General features: G+C 67.3%; 17 protein-coding genes. 6 read left to right on the forward strand and 11 right to left on the reverse strand.

Annotated elements, in window-relative coordinates; translation table 11 throughout:
* Positions 1–10: 10 nt before the first annotated feature.
* The 6 genes from hisH to hisD are packed head-to-tail and all read right to left on the reverse strand — an operon-like array spanning position 11 to position 5,054.
* Positions 11–646, reverse strand: a complete 636-nt coding sequence (gene hisH, locus ACFWB0_RS16145; protein WP_378491472.1) for an imidazole glycerol phosphate synthase subunit HisH — start codon at positions 644–646, stop codon at positions 11–13.
* A gap of 11 nt (positions 647–657) precedes the next feature.
* A complete protein-coding gene (locus ACFWB0_RS16150; RefSeq protein ID WP_378491516.1) occupies positions 658–1,788 on the reverse strand; it encodes an MFS transporter in 1,131 nt (376 codons plus the stop codon).
* A 31-nt stretch (positions 1,789–1,819) separates the two neighbouring features.
* Entirely contained in the window at positions 1,820–1,975 is a 156-nt protein-coding gene (locus ACFWB0_RS16155; RefSeq protein ID WP_378491473.1) for a hypothetical protein, read from the reverse strand.
* A 3-nt stretch (positions 1,976–1,978) separates the two neighbouring features.
* Positions 1,979–2,593, reverse strand: coding sequence for an imidazoleglycerol-phosphate dehydratase HisB (gene hisB / locus ACFWB0_RS16160; RefSeq protein WP_378491474.1), 615 nt, complete (start codon positions 2,591–2,593; stop codon positions 1,979–1,981).
* Complete coding sequence (locus tag ACFWB0_RS16165) at positions 2,590–3,735, reverse strand: histidinol-phosphate transaminase (protein ID WP_378491475.1); 1,146 nt, start codon at positions 3,733–3,735, stop codon at positions 2,590–2,592. The genes hisB and ACFWB0_RS16165 overlap by 4 nt, the downstream gene beginning before the upstream one ends.
* Positions 3,732–5,054, reverse strand: coding sequence for a histidinol dehydrogenase (gene hisD / locus ACFWB0_RS16170; protein ID WP_378491476.1), 1,323 nt, complete (start codon positions 5,052–5,054; stop codon positions 3,732–3,734). Before hisD ends, ACFWB0_RS16165 begins: the two co-directional genes overlap by 4 nt.
* Before the next feature lie 152 nt (positions 5,055–5,206).
* On the opposite strand from hisD, the gene ACFWB0_RS16175 reads away from it, so the two are divergent.
* From ACFWB0_RS16175 to ACFWB0_RS16195, 5 genes are all read left to right on the forward strand, one after another.
* Complete coding sequence (locus tag ACFWB0_RS16175; protein ID WP_378491477.1) at positions 5,207–5,593, forward strand: helix-turn-helix domain-containing protein; 387 nt, start codon at positions 5,207–5,209, stop codon at positions 5,591–5,593.
* A 175-nt stretch (positions 5,594–5,768) separates the two neighbouring features.
* Positions 5,769–7,457, forward strand: a complete 1,689-nt coding sequence (locus ACFWB0_RS16180) for a PHA/PHB synthase family protein (RefSeq protein WP_378491478.1) — start codon at positions 5,769–5,771, stop codon at positions 7,455–7,457.
* Positions 7,458–7,563: 106 nt separating this feature from the next.
* Entirely contained in the window at positions 7,564–8,004 is a 441-nt protein-coding gene (locus ACFWB0_RS16185; protein WP_378491479.1) for a hypothetical protein, read from the forward strand.
* A 67-nt stretch (positions 8,005–8,071) separates the two neighbouring features.
* Positions 8,072–9,193, forward strand: coding sequence for an alpha/beta fold hydrolase (locus tag ACFWB0_RS16190; protein WP_378491480.1), 1,122 nt, complete (start codon positions 8,072–8,074; stop codon positions 9,191–9,193).
* A gap of 7 nt (positions 9,194–9,200) precedes the next feature.
* Positions 9,201–10,394, forward strand: a complete 1,194-nt coding sequence (locus tag ACFWB0_RS16195; RefSeq protein WP_378491481.1) for a glycoside hydrolase family 1 protein — start codon at positions 9,201–9,203, stop codon at positions 10,392–10,394.
* A 33-nt stretch (positions 10,395–10,427) separates the two neighbouring features.
* Here ACFWB0_RS16195 and ACFWB0_RS16200 read toward each other — a convergent pair whose 3' ends face one another.
* The gene (locus ACFWB0_RS16200) at positions 10,428–10,874 is read right to left on the reverse strand and encodes an ArsI/CadI family heavy metal resistance metalloenzyme (protein ID WP_378491482.1); all 447 of its coding nucleotides are present in this window, start codon (positions 10,872–10,874) and stop codon (positions 10,428–10,430) included.
* Between the two features lie 94 nt (positions 10,875–10,968).
* Between ACFWB0_RS16200 and ACFWB0_RS16205 the strand changes: the two genes are divergently transcribed.
* Complete coding sequence (locus ACFWB0_RS16205; RefSeq protein WP_378491483.1) at positions 10,969–11,328, forward strand: Rv2640c family ArsR-like transcriptional regulator; 360 nt, start codon at positions 10,969–10,971, stop codon at positions 11,326–11,328.
* A gap of 9 nt (positions 11,329–11,337) precedes the next feature.
* Here the strand turns inward: ACFWB0_RS16205 and ACFWB0_RS16210 are convergent, their stop codons facing one another.
* From ACFWB0_RS16210 to nadA, 4 genes are all read right to left on the reverse strand, one after another.
* On the reverse strand, positions 11,338–12,762 hold the full coding sequence (locus tag ACFWB0_RS16210) for a wax ester/triacylglycerol synthase family O-acyltransferase (protein WP_378491484.1): 1,425 nt from the start codon (positions 12,760–12,762) through the stop codon (positions 11,338–11,340).
* Positions 12,763–12,913: 151 nt separating this feature from the next.
* Positions 12,914–13,780, reverse strand: coding sequence for a carboxylating nicotinate-nucleotide diphosphorylase (gene nadC, locus ACFWB0_RS16215; RefSeq protein ID WP_378491485.1), 867 nt, complete (start codon positions 13,778–13,780; stop codon positions 12,914–12,916).
* Between the two features lies 1 nt (position 13,781).
* Complete coding sequence (locus ACFWB0_RS16220; RefSeq protein WP_378491486.1) at positions 13,782–15,356, reverse strand: L-aspartate oxidase; 1,575 nt, start codon at positions 15,354–15,356, stop codon at positions 13,782–13,784.
* Entirely contained in the window at positions 15,353–16,384 is a 1,032-nt protein-coding gene (gene nadA, locus ACFWB0_RS16225; RefSeq protein ID WP_378491487.1) for a quinolinate synthase NadA, read from the reverse strand. The genes ACFWB0_RS16220 and nadA overlap by 4 nt, the downstream gene beginning before the upstream one ends.
* Positions 16,385–16,433: the final 49 nt, after the last annotated feature.

Here is a 16,433-nt window from a genome sequence, read left to right on the forward strand (position 1 = left end):
TCGGGCTTGCTCACAAGGAGTCCACCCAGTTCCGCAACAGGACGGCGCCGGCGTCACCGGACTTCTCGGGGTGGAACTGGGTCGCCGAGAGCGGTCCGTTCTCGACCGCGGCAAGGAACCGGCTGCCGTGTTCGGCCCAGGTCAGCCGAGGCGGGGCGATCCGTTCGGGTTCGGGCAATTCCCAGGTCTGCGCCGCGTAGGTGTGGACGAAGTAGAAACGTGCGTCCTCGTTCATTCCCCCGAACAGGACCGAGTCCTTCGGCGCCTCGACGGTGTTCCAGCCCATGTGGGGCAGCACGGGCGCGTCGAGACGGTCGACGGTTCCGGGCCACTCGCCGCAGCCTTCGGTCTCGATGCCGTGTTCGACGCCCTTCTCGAACAGGATCTGCATGCCGACGCAGATTCCGAGGACCGGGCGGCCCCCGGCGAGCCGCGTGCCGATGATCTTCTCCCCGCCCACGCTGCGCAGCCCACGCATGCACGCGTCGAATGCGCCCACTCCGGGGACGACAAGGCCGTCCGCGGCGAGTGCGACCTTGGGGTCGGAGGTGACCTCGACGTGCGCGCCGGTGCGAGCAAGAGCCCGGGTCGCGGAGTGGAGATTGCCCGAGCCGTAGTCGAGGACGGCCACCGTGGTTGCGCTCATGGTTGTCGATTCTATGTGGAGGGACGGGGACGCTCGGACGGGCCGGCGAGGCGCGCGAGCAACGGGAGTGTGGGTACGAGCAGTGCGGCAACCGCGAAGGCTGCCGGATATCCGGCCGCGGCCGCCACAGCGCCGAGCGCGAAGGATCCGACGCCGGTGCCTGCGTCGAAGCCGATGTTCCAGCTCGCACTCGCAGACCCGATGTGCCCGGAACCTGCGCGTCGGAATGCGACGAGCAGCGCTTCGTTCTGCACGATGCCGAAGCCGAGGCCGAAGCAGACCGATGCTCCGAGCAGTGCACCGGTGCCTGCCCGGCCGTCGGCGATGAGTGCGAACGGCACCATCGCCACCGCGGCAAGACCGAGACCGACCGGCAGCATCCTGCCCGCACCGAACCGGTCGGCGAGAGCACCTGCGCCGAAACGCCCGACGAGGGTGGACGCGCTGAGCACGGCCAGTGCAGTCGGGACCGAGAGGTCGACGACCGCAATCCTCAGGAGCGAGGTCAGTCCGCCGTAGGCGATGGCCCCTGCTCCGACCGCCACCATGGGGAACAGCAACACCCGGATCGGGATGCGACCGGGCGGCGCGGCCGCTCTCGGGTGTGTCGCCGGGAGCCTGAAGGCGGCGACGAGGCCGACCGAGGTCACGATCGCGCCGAGGATGAATACCGGCGTGGTCGAGAAGCGTTCGGCGATGGCGAGCCCCGCGGGCAGGCCGATCATCTGCGCTGCGGCGATGCTCACGCCCAGCGCCCCCGTGGCGCGACCGAGCAGACGCGGAGGAGCCAGTTCCCCCACGAGCGCTGCCGCAGCGACAGTGATCATGCCGAATCCGATGCCGCGCACCGCCGAGATCCCGAGAACCGCCGCTGGGGCCATCGACAGCAGGAACAGCAACGACGGCGGGCCGAGGAACAGGCAGCCTGCGATCAACGTGGCGCGGTGACCGTAGGCGCGGATCAACCGCGGCATCGCGATCTGGGTGAGGACGGTGGTGAGCATGAACACCGCTGTCACGGACCCTGCGAGCGCGTCGGATCCGCCTTCTTCGGCGATCGCCCACGGCACGACGGGTAGCAGCAGGGAGAAGCCGCCGAATGCTGCCGCGGACAGCGACCACGCCGCGGGAAGCCCGCGCACGCTCAGCAGTGGCGGACTGTCCTGGGCCACGTCAGAGCAACCTGAGCACACCCGTGATCGCGGCGAGCACCGTGATCGCGGCGAGCACACCCGCGAAGAGGAGATTGCGGGACTTCCACATCGACCAGGTGCCGCCTGCGGTGATCCCCGCTGCGAGGAAACAGGCGTAGGTGAGGAGTGTGTCCATCGATTACAGGCTGCCCTTGGTCGACGGCACACCGCTCACGCGCGGATCCGGTTCAACGGCCTCACGCAATGCGCGCGCAACGGCCTTGAACTCGGCTTCGGTGATGTGGTGCGGATCGCGACCGGAGAGCACACGCACGTGAAGCGCGATGCGCGCGTGGAAGGCGAACGATTCGAACACGTGCCGGTTGATCACGGTCGAATAGGGCACACCCGGGTAGCCGCCGATCACCGAGTGCGCCATGTAGTCGGGTTCACCGGTGAACACGCAGTACGGGCGGCCGGAGACGTCGACGGAGGCGTGCGCGAGCGTTTCGTCCATCGGAATGAAGCAGTCGCCGAATCGACGGATGCCGCGTTTGTCGCCGAGGGCCTGGTGGAACGCCTGGCCGAGCACGATCGCGGTGTCCTCGACGGTGTGGTGTGCCTCGATCTCGACATCGCCCTCGGCGTGCACGGTCAGGTCGAACGAGCCGTGCTGACCGAGTGCGGTGAGCATGTGGTCGTAGAACGGGATGCCCGTCGTGATGTCGGTGCGTCCGCTGCCGTCGAGGTTCACCTCGACGGTGATGCTCGACTCCCTCGTGGTGCGTTCGACCTTGGCGATGCGATCGCTCATCGGGTTTCCTCGATTTCGGTTGCGGCGAGTAGCTCACTGACCCGCAGAAGTTCGTCGTTCTCGTGTGCGAGTCCGATGGTGGTGCGCAGATGGCCCGGGATGCCGACGTCCCGGATCAGGACGCCGTGGTCGAGGTACCGCTGCCAGGTGGCAGCGGCGTCGGCGAAGCGTCCGAACAGGATGAAGTTGGAATCCGACGGGATCACCTCGTAGCCGAACCGGGTGAGCGCGGCTGCGACGCGGTCGCGTTGCGCGGCCAGTTCGGCAACGGAGCCGAGCGTGGCCTCGGCGTGCCGCAGTGCCGCCCGCGCAGCGGCCTGCGTGATCACCGACAGGTGGTACGGCAACCGGACCAGCAGCAGCGCGTCGATCATCGCCGGGGCTGCCGCGAGGTAGCCGAGCCGGCCTCCTGCGAAGGCGAAGGCCTTGCTCATGGTGCGCGAGACGATGATCTTCGCCGGGTATTCGTCGATCAGTGCCAACGCGCTCGGCACTGCCGAGAACTCGGCGTACGCCTCGTCGACGATCACGATGCCGGGGGCTGCGTCGAGAATCGTGCGCAGCTCGTCGAGCGGGATGCTGTGGCCCGTCGGGTTGTTGGGGCTCGTGACGAACACGACGTCGGGCTGCCGGTCGCGGATCGCGGCGACGGAAGCTTCGATGTCGAGGGTGAAGTCGTCGCGCCGGTAGGTGGGCAGCCACTCGGTCTGTGTTCCGTCGGCGATGATCGGGTGCATCGAGTACGACGGCACGAATCCCATTGCGCTGCGGCCCGGTCCGCCGAACGCCTGCAGGACCTGCTGCAGCACCTCGTTGGATCCGTTTGCCGCCCAGACGTTCTCGAGCGCCACAGTGACGCCGGTCTGCCGAGTGAGGTAGGCGGCGAGATCGGTGCGCAGGGCGACGGCGTCGCGGTCGGGATAGCGGTGCAGTTGTGTCGCTGCCTCGCGAACCGATTCTGCGACGTCGTCGACGAGTGCTTTCGTCGGCGGGTGCGGGTTCTCGTTGGTGTTGAGCTGGACCGGCACCGTCAGTTGCGGAGCGCCGTAGGGTGATTTGCCACGCAGGTTCTCGCGCAGCGGTAGGTCGTCGAGTGTGATCGCGCCGCCCGGGATCGCGCCGCCCGGGATCGCCGCGCTCACTTCAGTGCCTCGAAGCGCAGTCGCACGGCTTCGCCGTGTGCAGGCAGATCTTCGGCGTTCGCGAGGGTGATCACGTGGCCGGACACGTCCTTCAGGGCTGCCTCGTTGTACTCGACGACGTGGATTCCGCGCAGGAAGGTCTGCACGCTCAGCCCGGACTGGTGGCGCGCGCAGCCCGCGGTGGGGAGCACGTGATTCGAGCCCGCGCAGTAGTCGCCGAGTGAGACCGGAGCCCACGGGCCGACGAAGATCGCTCCGGCCGCCCGGACCTGTGCGGCGACGTCCGACGCGTTCTCGGTCTGGATCTCGAGGTGTTCGGCCGCGTAGGCGTTGACCACGTTCAGGCCCTGCGCGAGGTCGTCGACCAGCACGGTGCCGGACTGGCTTCCGGACAGTGCGGTGGCGACGCGTTCGCGGTGCTTGGTGAGTTCGAGCTGTGCGGCGAGGGCGGTGTCGACGGCGTCGGCGAGTTCAGGGCTCGTGGTCACGAGGACGGACGCGGCCATGACGTCGTGTTCGGCCTGGCTGATCATGTCGGCGGCGACGTGCACGGCGTCGGCTGTGTGGTCGGCGAGGATCGCGATCTCGGTGGGGCCTGCCTCTGCGTCGATACCGACCACCGAGCGGCACAGTCGCTTGGCGGCGGTGACGTAGATGTTGCCGGGGCCGGTGATCATGTCGACGGGGGCGAGTTCGGCGCCGTCGGTGTCGGTGCCGCCGTAGGACAGCAGCGCGATGCCCTGACCACCGCCGACCGCCCACACTTCGTCGACGTCGAGCAATGCGGCCGCCGCGAGGATGGTCGGGTGCGGCAAGCCGCCGAAGTCCTTCTGGGGCGGCGAGGCGATCACGAGCGACTCGACGCCCGCGGCCTGCGCCGGGACGACGTTCATGACAACCGACGACGGGTAGACCGCGTTTCCGCCGGGCACGTACAGACCCACCCGGTCGACCGGCACCCAGCGTTCGGTGACGGTGCCGCCGGGCACCACCTCGGTGACGGTGTCGGTGCGTCGCTGGTCGGCGTGCACCTTGCGGGTGCGTTCGATGGCGACCTCGAGGGCCGCGCGCACCGCAGGATCGATCTCGGCGAGGGCCCGTTCGAGTTCGGCGACCGGTACGCGAACACTGTCGGGGCGGACGCCGTCGAACTTTTCGCAGTAGTCGAGCGCGGCGTCGGCGCCGCGGTCGCGGATGTCCTCGACGACGGGACGAACATGATGCAGCACCGCGTCCACGTCCACTCCGCCGCGGGGCAGTGCGCCCCTCAGCTCCGCAGTGGTGGGAGTACGACCGCGCAGGTCGGTGCGGGCAAGCATGAGCTGTCCTCTCGCGTTGATCAGGGAACGTCTCCCATTATCCGCGATAAGAGATGGTTGACCACACGCGGGTGCGTCCCGGCCGTGTCGCTGCCATGCCTCACTCATCCGACGGGGCCGGTGCGGACCGGCACCGACCTTATGCTGGCCACATGAAGCAGGACGACGAGCGCCCGACGACCCTGGGTGAACTCATCCGACGCCAGCGCGAACTCGCGGAACTCCCGATGCGCCAGCTGGCGTCGATGGCGGGTATCTCGAATCCGTATCTGTCGCAGATCGAGCGGAATCTGCGGGCACCGAGCGATCGGGTGCTCCATGCGATTGCAGAGCAGTTGCACGTGTCGGCCGATGCACTGGTGTCGCAGGTGACTCCGGAGACCGACGGGGAGTCTGCGGTGGCCAAGGCACTTCGCGAGGATCCGGATCTGACGAATGCCCAGCGACGGTCCCTGGAGGAGATGTACGAGGCATTCCGGGAGGTCACGGTCGCAAAGCGACGGCGTGGTGGCGGGCCCCCACATTCCGACATCGAGTGAGCAGACTCACATTTATGCAGGTCAGGGGTTTTACTCACGGTGGGTGGCAGGTCAGGGCGGTGTAGGTCGCGCACAACCCAACGTGCACTCGGCATGTACCTTGCGGTAAGGTGCGCGCCCCGTGCGGAGGTGTCAGCCTCGAGGTAACAACCGACCCAGTTCTGGAGTTGCCCCGGTGCTCAACAATCTGCAGAAGAAGATTTCCTCGTCGCTCGACCCCATCGGGTGGGGTCCGGCCGTGGCGTCCGTCGCCGGCCGCGCGGCGAAGAATCCGCGTGCCGTCGCCGCGGCGACCACGGAGTATGCCAACCGTCTCGCGCACATTCCCGCGGCGGCAACCCGAGTGTGGAATGCGAGCGACCCTCAGTCCCCCGTGCCGCAGGACCCGAAGGATCGCCGGTTCTCCGATGCGGCCTGGAAAGAAAACCCCGCATACTTCTCGCTGCTGCAGAGCTACCTCGCGACCCGCGAGTACGTCGACGAGCTCGTCGACGCAGGCGAGGGTGATGCGATGGCCGATGCCAAGGCCCGTCAGTTCGCGAATCTGATGTTCGATGCGCTCGCACCGTCGAACTTCCTGATCAATCCGGGTGTCCTCGTGCGCGCCCTCGACACGGGTGGCGCAAGCCTGTTCCGGGGCGCGAAGTTCGCCCTCGATGATCTGGTGCACCGCAAGGGGATTCCACTGAAGGTGGATCGCGACGCGTTCACCCTCGGCGAGAACATGGCGGCGACCCCGGGCAAGGTCGTGTTCCGCAACGATCTGATCGAGGTCATCCAGTACGCACCGCAGACCGAGAAGGTTCATGAGATCCCGATCCTGGCGGCGCCGCCGTGGATCAACAAGTACTACATCCTCGATCTGGCCCCGGGCCGGAGCCTGGTGGAGTGGGCGATCCAGCGTAATCGGACGGTATTCGTGATCTCGTACCGCAACCCGGACGAGACGATGCAGGACATCACGATGGACGACTACTACCGGAAGGGCATCGCCACCGCCCTGGACGTGGTCGAGGAGATCACCGGCGCCCCCCGGATCGAGGTGCTCTCGATCTGCCTCGGCGGCGCAGTGGCCGCGATGGCTGCAGCGAAACTGGGCGCCGCCGGCGACAAGCGGATCAGCGCGTTCACGATGCTCAATACCCTCCTCGACTACAGCGAGGTCGGCGAACTGGCGTTGCTGACCGACCCCGCGACGCTCGACAAGGTCGAGTACCGCATGAGCAGGCAGGGGTTCCTGTCCGGGTCCGAGATGGGCGGCACCTTCGACATGATCCGAGCGAAGGATCTGATCTTCAACTACTGGGTGTCGCGGTGGATGAAGGGCGAGAAGCCGGCCGCGTTCGACATCCTGGCGTGGAACGAGGACAGCACCCGGATGCCGGCTGCCATGCACTCGCATTACCTGCGAACCCTGTACGGGCGCAACGAACTTGCCGAGAAGAAGTATCTGCTGGACGGATCGGTGCTCGACCTGTCCGACGTCACCTGCGATACCTACATCGTGGGTGCGATCAACGACCACATCGTGCCGTGGACATCGTCGTACAAGGCAGTGAACCTGCTGGGCGGTGATGTGCGGTACGTGCTCACGAGTGGCGGACACGTTGCCGGTGCTGTCAACCCACCGAATCCGAAGGCCTGGTTCGAGGCCGTCGGCGCCCCCGACGACGAACCGGCCGAGCTTCCCTCGGATCCGAAGTCATGGCACGAGAAGGCGACTCGCCACACGGCGGCGTCGTGGTGGGAGGACTGGACTGTGTGGTCGACGAAGCGTGCGGGCGCGCTGGTTGCACCTCCAGCTCTCGGCAGTAAGGCGCATCCGGTCCTCGAGGATGCCCCCGGGACGTACGTCTCCAGCTGACCGGTTGCGTGTTAGCAATCATTCTGCTAATCTGCTAACAACGTCATTCGCGGCGTACCCAACCTCATACAGCGCTCCACCCCCGCGCTCAACGAAGGGAAACACCATGACTGCCCCCAACAAGACCACCGCACCCAAGGCCTCCGAAAGCATCACCAAGGCTTCCGAGGCCGCCGCCAACGCCACCGACGCTGCCACCAAGGCCGCCACCGACGCCACCGCGAACGCTCAGAAGACCGCCGAGAAACTCACGGCGAGCGCCACTGCCGCTGCAGACAAGGCTGCTGCCGACCTGACCAAGGCAGTCGACGAGACCACCGAGCGTGTCAACGAGTTCAACGCCAGGTTCGTCGAGGCTGCCAAGCAGAGCGGCAATCTCGGTGTCGACACCTACGAGAAGGCCGTCGGCAGCATCCTGGACATGCAGGAGAAGTTCGCCGAGGCCACCCCGATCGAGTGGGTTGCCGACATCACCAAGGCGCAGGTTTCCTTCGCCCGCGAGCTCACCAGCACGGTCGCCACCACGGCACGCGACCTTCTCAAGTAGGACACGATCACGACGTGCGAACCCTGATTCCGCCCACGCGCTCGAAAAGCGCTCTACGGTGCGGTACATGGCTCCGGTGACGCATACACAGATCGCCGCGACTCCGATTCGACTCGGAGTCGCGGCGATCGCCGGTTGGAGTTCATACCTCCTCGGCCTGGCGCGCCGCGGCCCCGCACCCTGGACCATCGCATCCGACATCGGCCGCTACTACGATGTCCTGACCGACAACGCACCGCCGACCTGGGCACACACATGGCCGGTCCCCCGCCGATGGCCACTCGCGAACCTTCGCGACTGCAGCGCACCCGACGCTGCCGATCGGGAAACCGTGCCGACCCTGCTGCTCCCACCGCAGGCAGGCACCCACTCCTGCATCGTCGATCACTCGCGCGGCCGCAGCCAGATCGAAGCACTGCGAGCAGGCGGGCTCACCCGGTTGCACTGCCTCGAGTGGACTCCCGCGAGCGCCGGTACCGAATCGGCCTCGATCGATGAACATCTCGGCGTGATCGCGGGCGCCGTCGATCATCTCGGCGGCCGGGTGAACATCGTGGGTGACAGTCAGGGTGGCTGGCTCGGTACAATCTACGCTGCGCTGCACCCGGAAGCCGTGCACACACTCACCGTGGCCGGAGCCCCCATCGACTTCCATGCCGAGCAGCCTGCCCTCGCGGCACTCGCGCACGCACCGACCAGTGTGGCGACATCGGTGGTCGATCTCCTCTACGGCGCCGCGCGTGCCGCGGGGGTGTTGTCCACCGATCCGGTCGGCGAGATCGAACGGGCAATGGCCCTGCTCGGCGCACTCGACGACCCGGACGAGGTGTCCCGCATGGAAGCCGAACGACGCTGGTTCACCTGGCGGCAAGAGATCCCCGCCGTGTTCCGGGAATGGATCATGCGGCACCTGTTCGTCCGCAACGAGCTCGTCGCAGGCACCCTCGAGGCCGAGGGCCGTGTCGTCGATCTGTCGAAGATCGACTGCCCATTACACCTGATCGCCGGCAGATCGGACATGATCGCGACACCCACTCAGGTCACGGCGCTCGCCGACCACGTCTCCACCCCGGCGTCGAAGATCGTGACGACGATCGCCGACACAGGCCATATCGGATTGTTCATCGGGCGTCGGGCCCTGGCCGAGGTGTGGACCCCCTTCGCGCGATCGCTCACTGCGGTCTCGTGAGGTTGCGATGAGAGCGGCCCTCGCGGTACTCGCTCTCATCGCAGCACTCGGCGGGCCGGGCGCCACGCCCGCTCACGCACACACGGACGAGTTCCTCTGGGGTGTGTCGAGTTCCGGATTTCAGTCCGAGGGTTCGTCGCCCGACAGCAATTGGCTGCGGTACTCGAACGGTACGCGCCACGAACCGGTCGGATCGTCCGTCGACTTCCGCCACCGTTACCACGAGGACATCGCCCGTGCCGCGGAGCTCGGAGTCGACGTCTTCCGGGTCTCTGTGGAGTGGGCCAGGATCCAGCCCACTCCGTACGGGTGGAACGACACCGAACTCGCCTACTACGACGACGTCGTGCGAGAGATCCGCGCCCACGGCATGACGCCGATGCTCACACTCGATCACTGGGTGTATCCGGGCTGGATCGCCGACCGTGGTGGCTGGTCCGACCCCGGCACGGTGCACTCCTGGCTCGCCAACGCCGAGACGGTCGCCGCGCGCTACGCCGACGCCGACGCCCTGTGGGTGACGTTGAACGAGCCCAGCCAGTATGTGTGGCAGGAGGTGGCGAACGGCGGTCTCGCACCGTCCGAAGTGCCGGTGATGTTCGATCGACTGGTCGAAGCGCATCGCGGAGCATACGAGACGATCCACCGGCTCGACCCGGACGCGCGGGTGACGTCGAACGCCGCGTACATCCCCGGGGCGCAGCCGTATCTCGACACCTGGTTCCTCGATCGGGTCCGCGACAGTCTCGATTTCGTCGGTGTCGACTATTACTACGGCGTGACGGTGCAGAACCCCACGGCGATCCACGCTGCCGTCGGCGACTATGCGTCGGTCGTGCCGCACCCGCAGGGAATGTACGACGCCCTCATGGATTACACCCGGCGCTACCCGGGTGTCCCGCTGTACGTGGTGGAGAACGGGATGGCCACGGCCGACGGCACCCCACGCAGCGACGGCTGGACCCGGTCGCGGCACCTGCGCGAGCACGTCGACGCGATGGGACGTGCGATCGCCGACGGTGCCCCGGTGTTCGGATACAACTACTGGTCGCTCACCGACAACTACGAGTGGGGCGACTACACAGCACGATTCGGGCTGTACACGGTAGATGTGCAGACCGATCCGAGCCTTACCCGCCGGCCCACCGATGCGGTCGAGACCTACCGGGCAATCATCGCCGAGACCCGGTTTCCGTCATAGTCTGCCGGCAGCACCGAGTGGGCGAGCAGCGACCTACGTTGTGCTGGAGGTGCAGCACGTACCGTCGCCTGCCGTAGCCGGGCCGTCGAGGTGTTGCGGAGTCGAACCGAACGTGTCGGAATCGGCCAACACCGTGTACACCTCCCATTTCTCGCCCGCAGGCCCGGTGACCCACACCTTGTCCTGGGTGGCGAAGCAACAGGTGGTGCCGATCTCCTCGTCGGTGAACAGTCCCTCGCCGGTGAGCCGCGCAATCTCGTCGTGGACCTTCTCGCTGGACTCCACCTCGACGCCGAGGTGGTTGATCGTGCCGCCCTTTCCGGGGTTCTCGAGCAGCACCAGCTTGAGCGGAGGTTCGGCGATCGCGAAGTTCGCGTACCCCGGCTTCACTTTCGCGGGTTCGACGTTGAACAGTTTCGAGTAGAAGATGACGGCCTGCTGCAGGTCGTCGACGTTGAGGGCGAGCTGGGCTCGGGACATGACGAACACCTTTTCTATATACATCGAACTACTGACGGAGCTCAGGGTGCGCGCCTTTTCGATATAAGTCAAGAAGCTGCGTAGAGTGGGCGTCATGCCGAAAGCACTGCCCGTCGTCGATGTCAGCGCACCCATCTGCTGCACACCGGTCTCCGCCGCGCCGATGAGCGACGAAGCAGCCCTTCAGGTCGCGCTACGACTGAAGGCACTCGCCGATCCCACCCGGATCAAACTCATGTCGATCCTGCTCACCGCCGACACCGGTGAGGTCTGCACGTGCGATCTCGCCACCGGAGTGAACCTCGCGGAATCGACCGTCAGTCACCACCTGGGCCAGCTCAAGAAGGCAGGCATGGTCGTCGCCGAACGCCGCGGAATGAACGTCTACTACCGTGCCCGAGCCGAATCCCTCGACGCACTCCGCGTGGTCCTCGACCCGAACTGTTGCACCTGACGGACACGATCATGCCCGGGTGTCCGCGTCGGTAATGTTCCTCGCGACCGGGATCCCGACGGTGTGTTCGAGCGCGACGAGCTCGACGTCGAGGTGATCGAGCAGCCTTCCCAGATCCGGTACGGTACGTCGGCACGCGGTGAGCCCGAACGCAATCCGATCGTCCGTGCTGGTGCACGTGATGTTCAGCGCCTGCCCGTCCAGCGGAACGGAGAGCGGATACACCGCATCGACGCGTGCACCGTTCCAATAGAGCGGAGTGTCGGGGCCGGGCACGTTCGAGATGATGACATTGAACGCCGGACGCGACAGCACACGGTTCCCGGTCAATACACCCACCGCCAACGGAGCCATTCCGACTGCGCTGGCGGCCAAGCGGGACAGGGTCGACATCCCGCTCATGGACTTCTTTCCCGCGGCCATCGAGGCGCGCACCCCGGAAAGCCGCTCCGCCGTCTCCGGCCGGTCGGTTCCGAGCGAGCACATCAGGACACCGAGGTCGTTGCCGGTGTTCTTGTCGTTCCGTAGCGCGACAGGCACCATCGCGACCAGCGATTCGTCAGGAAGCGAATCCTGTTCGGCCAGGAACGTGCGCAGCGCCCCCGAGCACATCGCGAGAACCACGTCGTTGATGGTCGAATCCGATGCCGTGGCCACCGACCGGAGGCGTTCGAGGGGCCACGCGCGCGCGGCGAACCGCCGCGAACCCGCGATGGGCACGTTGAGGATCGTCTGCGGTGCCGCGAGCGACAACGATCCGCCCCGATCGTGCAGTGCACGGTCGACGGTCCCGACGATCGCGGGCACGAGACCGAACGCCTCCGAGATCACTCCGCGGGCAGCACGCACCGCGGTGCTCGGCAGTTCGATGGCGGCACCGACGACGGAGCGCTTCGGATCCGAGCTGTCGGGGGCAGCCCACGGCGCAAGCATGTCCGTCTCGTGGGGGTCCGTGCTCAAGGCACGGCGCAGCAGCCGCATCGCGCCGACACCGTCGGCGAGGGCATGGTGCATTTTCATGTAGAGCCCGTACCGGCCGTCGTCGAGCCCTTCGATCAGGTGCATCTCCCACAGCGGGCGGCTGCGGTCGAGCAGCGGCGCATGCAGGCGCGAGACCAGTTCGCGTAATTCGGTGGTGGATCCCGGACGCGGCAGCGCGTTGAATCGCACGTGGTAGTCGAGATCGAACGCCGGATCGTCCTCCCAGGCCCACTGACCGAAGGTGGTCAGGGAACGAACGGCCCTCTTGCGCCACAGCGGTGCGACATCCTCGACCTCGCTGCGGGCGACCGCGTCGACGAACATCTGTCGCAGGTCGCTCGCCGTGCGTCCCTCCGGCGCCCCGAACATGACGAGACCACCGACATGCATCGGATGTTCGCGGGTCTCACCGAGCAGGAACATCGAATCGGTCGGTGACATCGGCAGCCGCATGTGTCGTCCTTCTACTCCCCTACACTGCGGGCCCCCTGACCCGCCGATGACTCCGGTGAGCGCTCTCACAGGGTCACTCGTAGTTCTACGCCATGACCTCCCGCTTCGCCACCGGAAACACACATGTCCGAGCCGTCACATGTCCGAGCCGTCACATGTCCAAGCCCAAGTCGAGCACCGTGACCGAATGCGTCAACGCACCGACCGCGAGGTAGTCGACGCCTGTGCGCGCATAGTCGGTGGCCACCTCGAGGGTGAGCCCACCCGACGCTTCCAGCCGGGTGCCCGGAGCATGGGTGTTGCGGCGCTGCACCGCGATCTGCGTCTGCCACAGCGGGAAGTTGTCGAGCAGGATCAGTTCCACGTTCTCTGCCAGGACCTCGTCGAACTGCTCGAGGCTGTCGACCTCGACCTCGCACGCGATGCCCGGTGCGTGCGCACGCACCGCGCGCAGCGCCGCGATCACCGACCCTGCAGCGGCAACGTGGTTGTCCTTGATGAGGGCCTCGTCGCCGAGCCCCATGCGGTGGTTGACGCCGCCACCGACACGTACGGCGTACTTCTGCAGTGCCCGCAGACCGGGGAGTGTCTTGCGACTGTCGCGGATCTTCGCCTCGGTGCCTGCGACCGCGTCGACCCAATGCGATGTGGTGGTGGCGATCCCCGACAGGTGGCACACGAGGTTGAGCATGGTTCGTTCGGCGGTGAGCAGGCCGCGGGTGGGTGCTTCGAGGGTGAGCACGGGTTCGCCTGCGACCACGCGATGCCCGTCCTCGACCCGGCTTCGCACCGTGTAGTGGTCGGCACCGAGGACCTCGTCGAGCACGAGCAACGCCACATCCAGACCCGCGACGACGCCGGCCTGTCGCGGCGCCATGGTCGCGACGGTGACCGCGCCGGCGGGAACCGTCGCGTCGGTGGTGACGTCCGGTCCGTACCGCAGGTCCTCGTCGAGAGCCTGTCGCACGAGAGCGCGGGTCTCGTCGAGGTCGAGTCCGGCGGGCAGCACGGTGGCCATGTCAGTTCGCTCCTGTGAGTTGAGGGGTGGTCACGACGAGTTCTCCGTCATCGCCCAGACGCTGGTCGAGGGAGTACGCCTGGTCGGGATCCGGGGTCGGGTGGTCCCGCCGGGTGTGACATCCGCGGGATTCGGTTCGGCGCAGTGCCGCACCGACGAGGGCGCGGGCCGCGAGGGTGAGGGTGGCGTCCTCGAGGTCGGTGACCTCATCGCACGCGTGTGTGCGTGCGCCCGCCAAGATCGTCTCTGCGGCAGCAAGACCGGCCTCGTCGCGGACGACGAGCGCATCGCGGGTCATCACGTACTGCAATTCCGTGCGATCGAGACGGGGAAGCATCGGCACCGTCGCGTCGAGCGCTTCGACACGAAGGCCGCCGCGTTCCGCAGCCGCTGCCGCGCCGGCCCGCTCCCCTGTCACGAGACCTTCGAGCAGGCTGTTGGATGCGAGGCGGTTCGCGCCGTGCAGTCCTGTGCGCGCGACCTCACCGGCCGCATACAGTCCGGGAACCTCGGTTCGGCCGTGCTCGTCGGTGATGATCCCACCGCACGAATAGTGCGCCGCCGGCGCGACCGGCAGCAGGTCCTGCGCGGGGTCGAGTCCGGCCTCCGCGCAGGACGCGGTGATGGTCGGGAAGCGCTGCGCGAAGCCCTCGAGGTGGCGGGCGTCGAGGAACACGTGGTCGTCACCGAGCTCGGCGACGCGTTCGGCGATCGCGCGGGACACCACGTCGCGCGGGGCGAGGTCGCCGAGCGGGTGCACGCCGTCGGTGACGGACCGGCCGCGGGAATCGACCAGGGTTGCACCTTCCCCACGGACCGCTTCGCTGATGAGCGGGCGTCGCCCGAGGCCTTCGGCGGCGAACAGCACCGTGGGGTGGAACTGCACGAACTCGATGTCGGCAACGCGGGCGCCGGCGTGCAATGCGAGGGCGAGGCCGTCGGCGGTCGCGCCTGCGGGGTTGGTGCTGCACGCGTACAGCTGTCCGAGCCCACCGGTCGCGAGCAGGACCGCGGGGGCGTGGATGACACCGAAGCCGCGCTCGTCGCGGATCAGCACTCCGGTGACGCCGCGCGCGTCGGTGAGTACGCGGGCGACGGCGGCACCGAAGAGCGTCGGGAGGCCGGCAGCACCGAGGGCCCGCTGAACTTCTGCGCCGGTGGCGTCGCCGCCGGAGTGGATGATCCGACGGGTGCTGTGCCCTCCTTCTCTGGTTCGGGAGACGTCGCCGTCGCGCCCGCGATCGAACACCGCTCCGAGATCGGTCAGGGCAGCGATCGCGTCGGGGCCTGCGGCCACGATCGAGCGGACGACGGTCTCGTTGCAGAGGCCGCCGCCCGCGGCGAGTGTGTCCGCGACGTGGGATCCGACGCTGTCACCGGTCGGTGCGACGACGGCAATGCCACCCTGCGCGTACTGCGTCGCGGTGTCGGTGGGACCGCCTTTACTCACCGTGAGCACCTGCAGGCCTCGCAGTGAGGCGGCACGCGCTGCGGTGAGCCCGGCGACGCCGCCGCCCACCACGACGAGGTCGGTGTGCGCTTCCCAGCTCACCCCGACGCTCACGGTGGACGTCACTCTCCGCTACCGGGATTGCCGATGGAGATCATTCGCTGCACCGACAGTCGAGCACGTTCGGCGACCGCGGGGTCGACGTGGACCTCGTCCTTGCGCTCACGGAGGCAGCGCAGCAGGGCAGCCGGGGTGATCATCTTCATGTAGGGGCACGAGGCGCGGTCGTTGACCGCCTGGAAGTCGATGCCGGGCGCGGCCTTCCGCAGCTGGTGCAGCATGCCGACCTCGGTGGCCACCAGCACCTGCTTGGCGCCGGTCGTGCGTGCGGCTTCGATCATGCCGCCGGTCGAGAGGATCTTGACCTTGTCGTCGGGCACGAAGCCCTCACCGGCGAGATAGAGCGCCGACGTGGCGCAGCCGCACTCGGGGTGGACGAACAGGTCGGCATCGGGGTGCGACCTGGCCTGCGCGGCGAGTTCCTCGCCGTTGATGCCTGCGTGCACGTGGCATTCGCCTGCCCAGATGTGGATGTTGTCCCGGCCGGTCACGCGCTTGACGTGCGCGCCGAGGAACTGGTCGGGAAGGAACAGCACTTCGCGATCGGGGTCGATGGACGCCACGACGTCGACGGCGTTCGACGACGTGCAGCAGATGTCGGTCAGGCCCTTCACTTCGGCCGTGGTGTTGACGTAGGAGACGACGACGGCGTCGGGGTGCTCCGCCTTCCACTCACGCAACTGATCCGCGTCGATGGAGTCGGCGAGCGAGCAGCCGGCGCGCTCGTCGGGGATCAACACGGTCTTGTTCGGGCTGAGAATCTTGGCGGTCTCGGCCATGAAGTGCACACCGCAGAACACGATGGTGCCTTCTTCTGCCTCCGCGGCGATCCGCGAGAGTGCCAGCGAGTCGCCGACGTGATCGGCGATGTCCTGGATGGCCGGCAACTGGTAGTTGTGCGCCAGCAGTGTCGCGTTCTGCTCGCGGGCAAGCCTGCGAACCTCGTCGGCCCACTCCGGCGTCGCCTCGATGCCGGAGTAGCCACCTGGCCCGTCGACGATTGCGGCGGTTCCTGCCCACTCGGTCGTGGTCATGGCGTTGCTCCTTCGTGGAGTGCAATCCGGGCGGACTGTGCTCGGATTT

It is taken from the genome of Rhodococcus sp. NPDC060086 (assembly GCF_042730275.1).
Classification (GTDB): domain Bacteria; phylum Actinomycetota; class Actinomycetes; order Mycobacteriales; family Mycobacteriaceae; genus Rhodococcus.

What these genes read in the sequence shown, in the direction of transcription:
- ACFWB0_RS16205 (WP_378491483.1), top strand. Translation starts at nt 10,969, where the DNA reads ATGCCGAAAGCACTGCCCGTCGTCGATGTCAGCGCACCCATCTGCTGC.
- ACFWB0_RS16185 (WP_378491479.1), top strand. Translation starts at nt 7,564, where the DNA reads ATGACTGCCCCCAACAAGACCACCGCACCCAAGGCCTCCGAAAGCATC.
- ACFWB0_RS16195 (WP_378491481.1), top strand. Translation starts at nt 9,201, where the DNA reads ATGAGAGCGGCCCTCGCGGTACTCGCTCTCATCGCAGCACTCGGCGGG.
- hisB (WP_378491474.1), bottom strand. Translation starts at nt 2,593, where the DNA reads ATGAGCGATCGCATCGCCAAGGTCGAACGCACCACGAGGGAGTCGAGC.
- ACFWB0_RS16190 (WP_378491480.1), top strand. Translation starts at nt 8,072, where the DNA reads ATGGCTCCGGTGACGCATACACAGATCGCCGCGACTCCGATTCGACTC.
- nadA (WP_378491487.1), bottom strand. Translation starts at nt 16,384, where the DNA reads ATGACCACGACCGAGTGGGCAGGAACCGCCGCAATCGTCGACGGGCCA.
- hisH (WP_378491472.1), bottom strand. Translation starts at nt 646, where the DNA reads ATGAGCGCAACCACGGTGGCCGTCCTCGACTACGGCTCGGGCAATCTC.
- nadC (WP_378491485.1), bottom strand. Translation starts at nt 13,780, where the DNA reads ATGGCCACCGTGCTGCCCGCCGGACTCGACCTCGACGAGACCCGCGCT.
- hisD (WP_378491476.1), bottom strand. Translation starts at nt 5,054, where the DNA reads ATGCTTGCCCGCACCGACCTGCGCGGTCGTACTCCCACCACTGCGGAG.
- ACFWB0_RS16200 (WP_378491482.1), bottom strand. Translation starts at nt 10,874, where the DNA reads ATGTCCCGAGCCCAGCTCGCCCTCAACGTCGACGACCTGCAGCAGGCC.
- ACFWB0_RS16175 (WP_378491477.1), top strand. Translation starts at nt 5,207, where the DNA reads ATGAAGCAGGACGACGAGCGCCCGACGACCCTGGGTGAACTCATCCGA.
- ACFWB0_RS16155 (WP_378491473.1), bottom strand. Translation starts at nt 1,975, where the DNA reads ATGGACACACTCCTCACCTACGCCTGTTTCCTCGCAGCGGGGATCACC.
- ACFWB0_RS16210 (WP_378491484.1), bottom strand. Translation starts at nt 12,762, where the DNA reads ATGCGGCTGCCGATGTCACCGACCGATTCGATGTTCCTGCTCGGTGAG.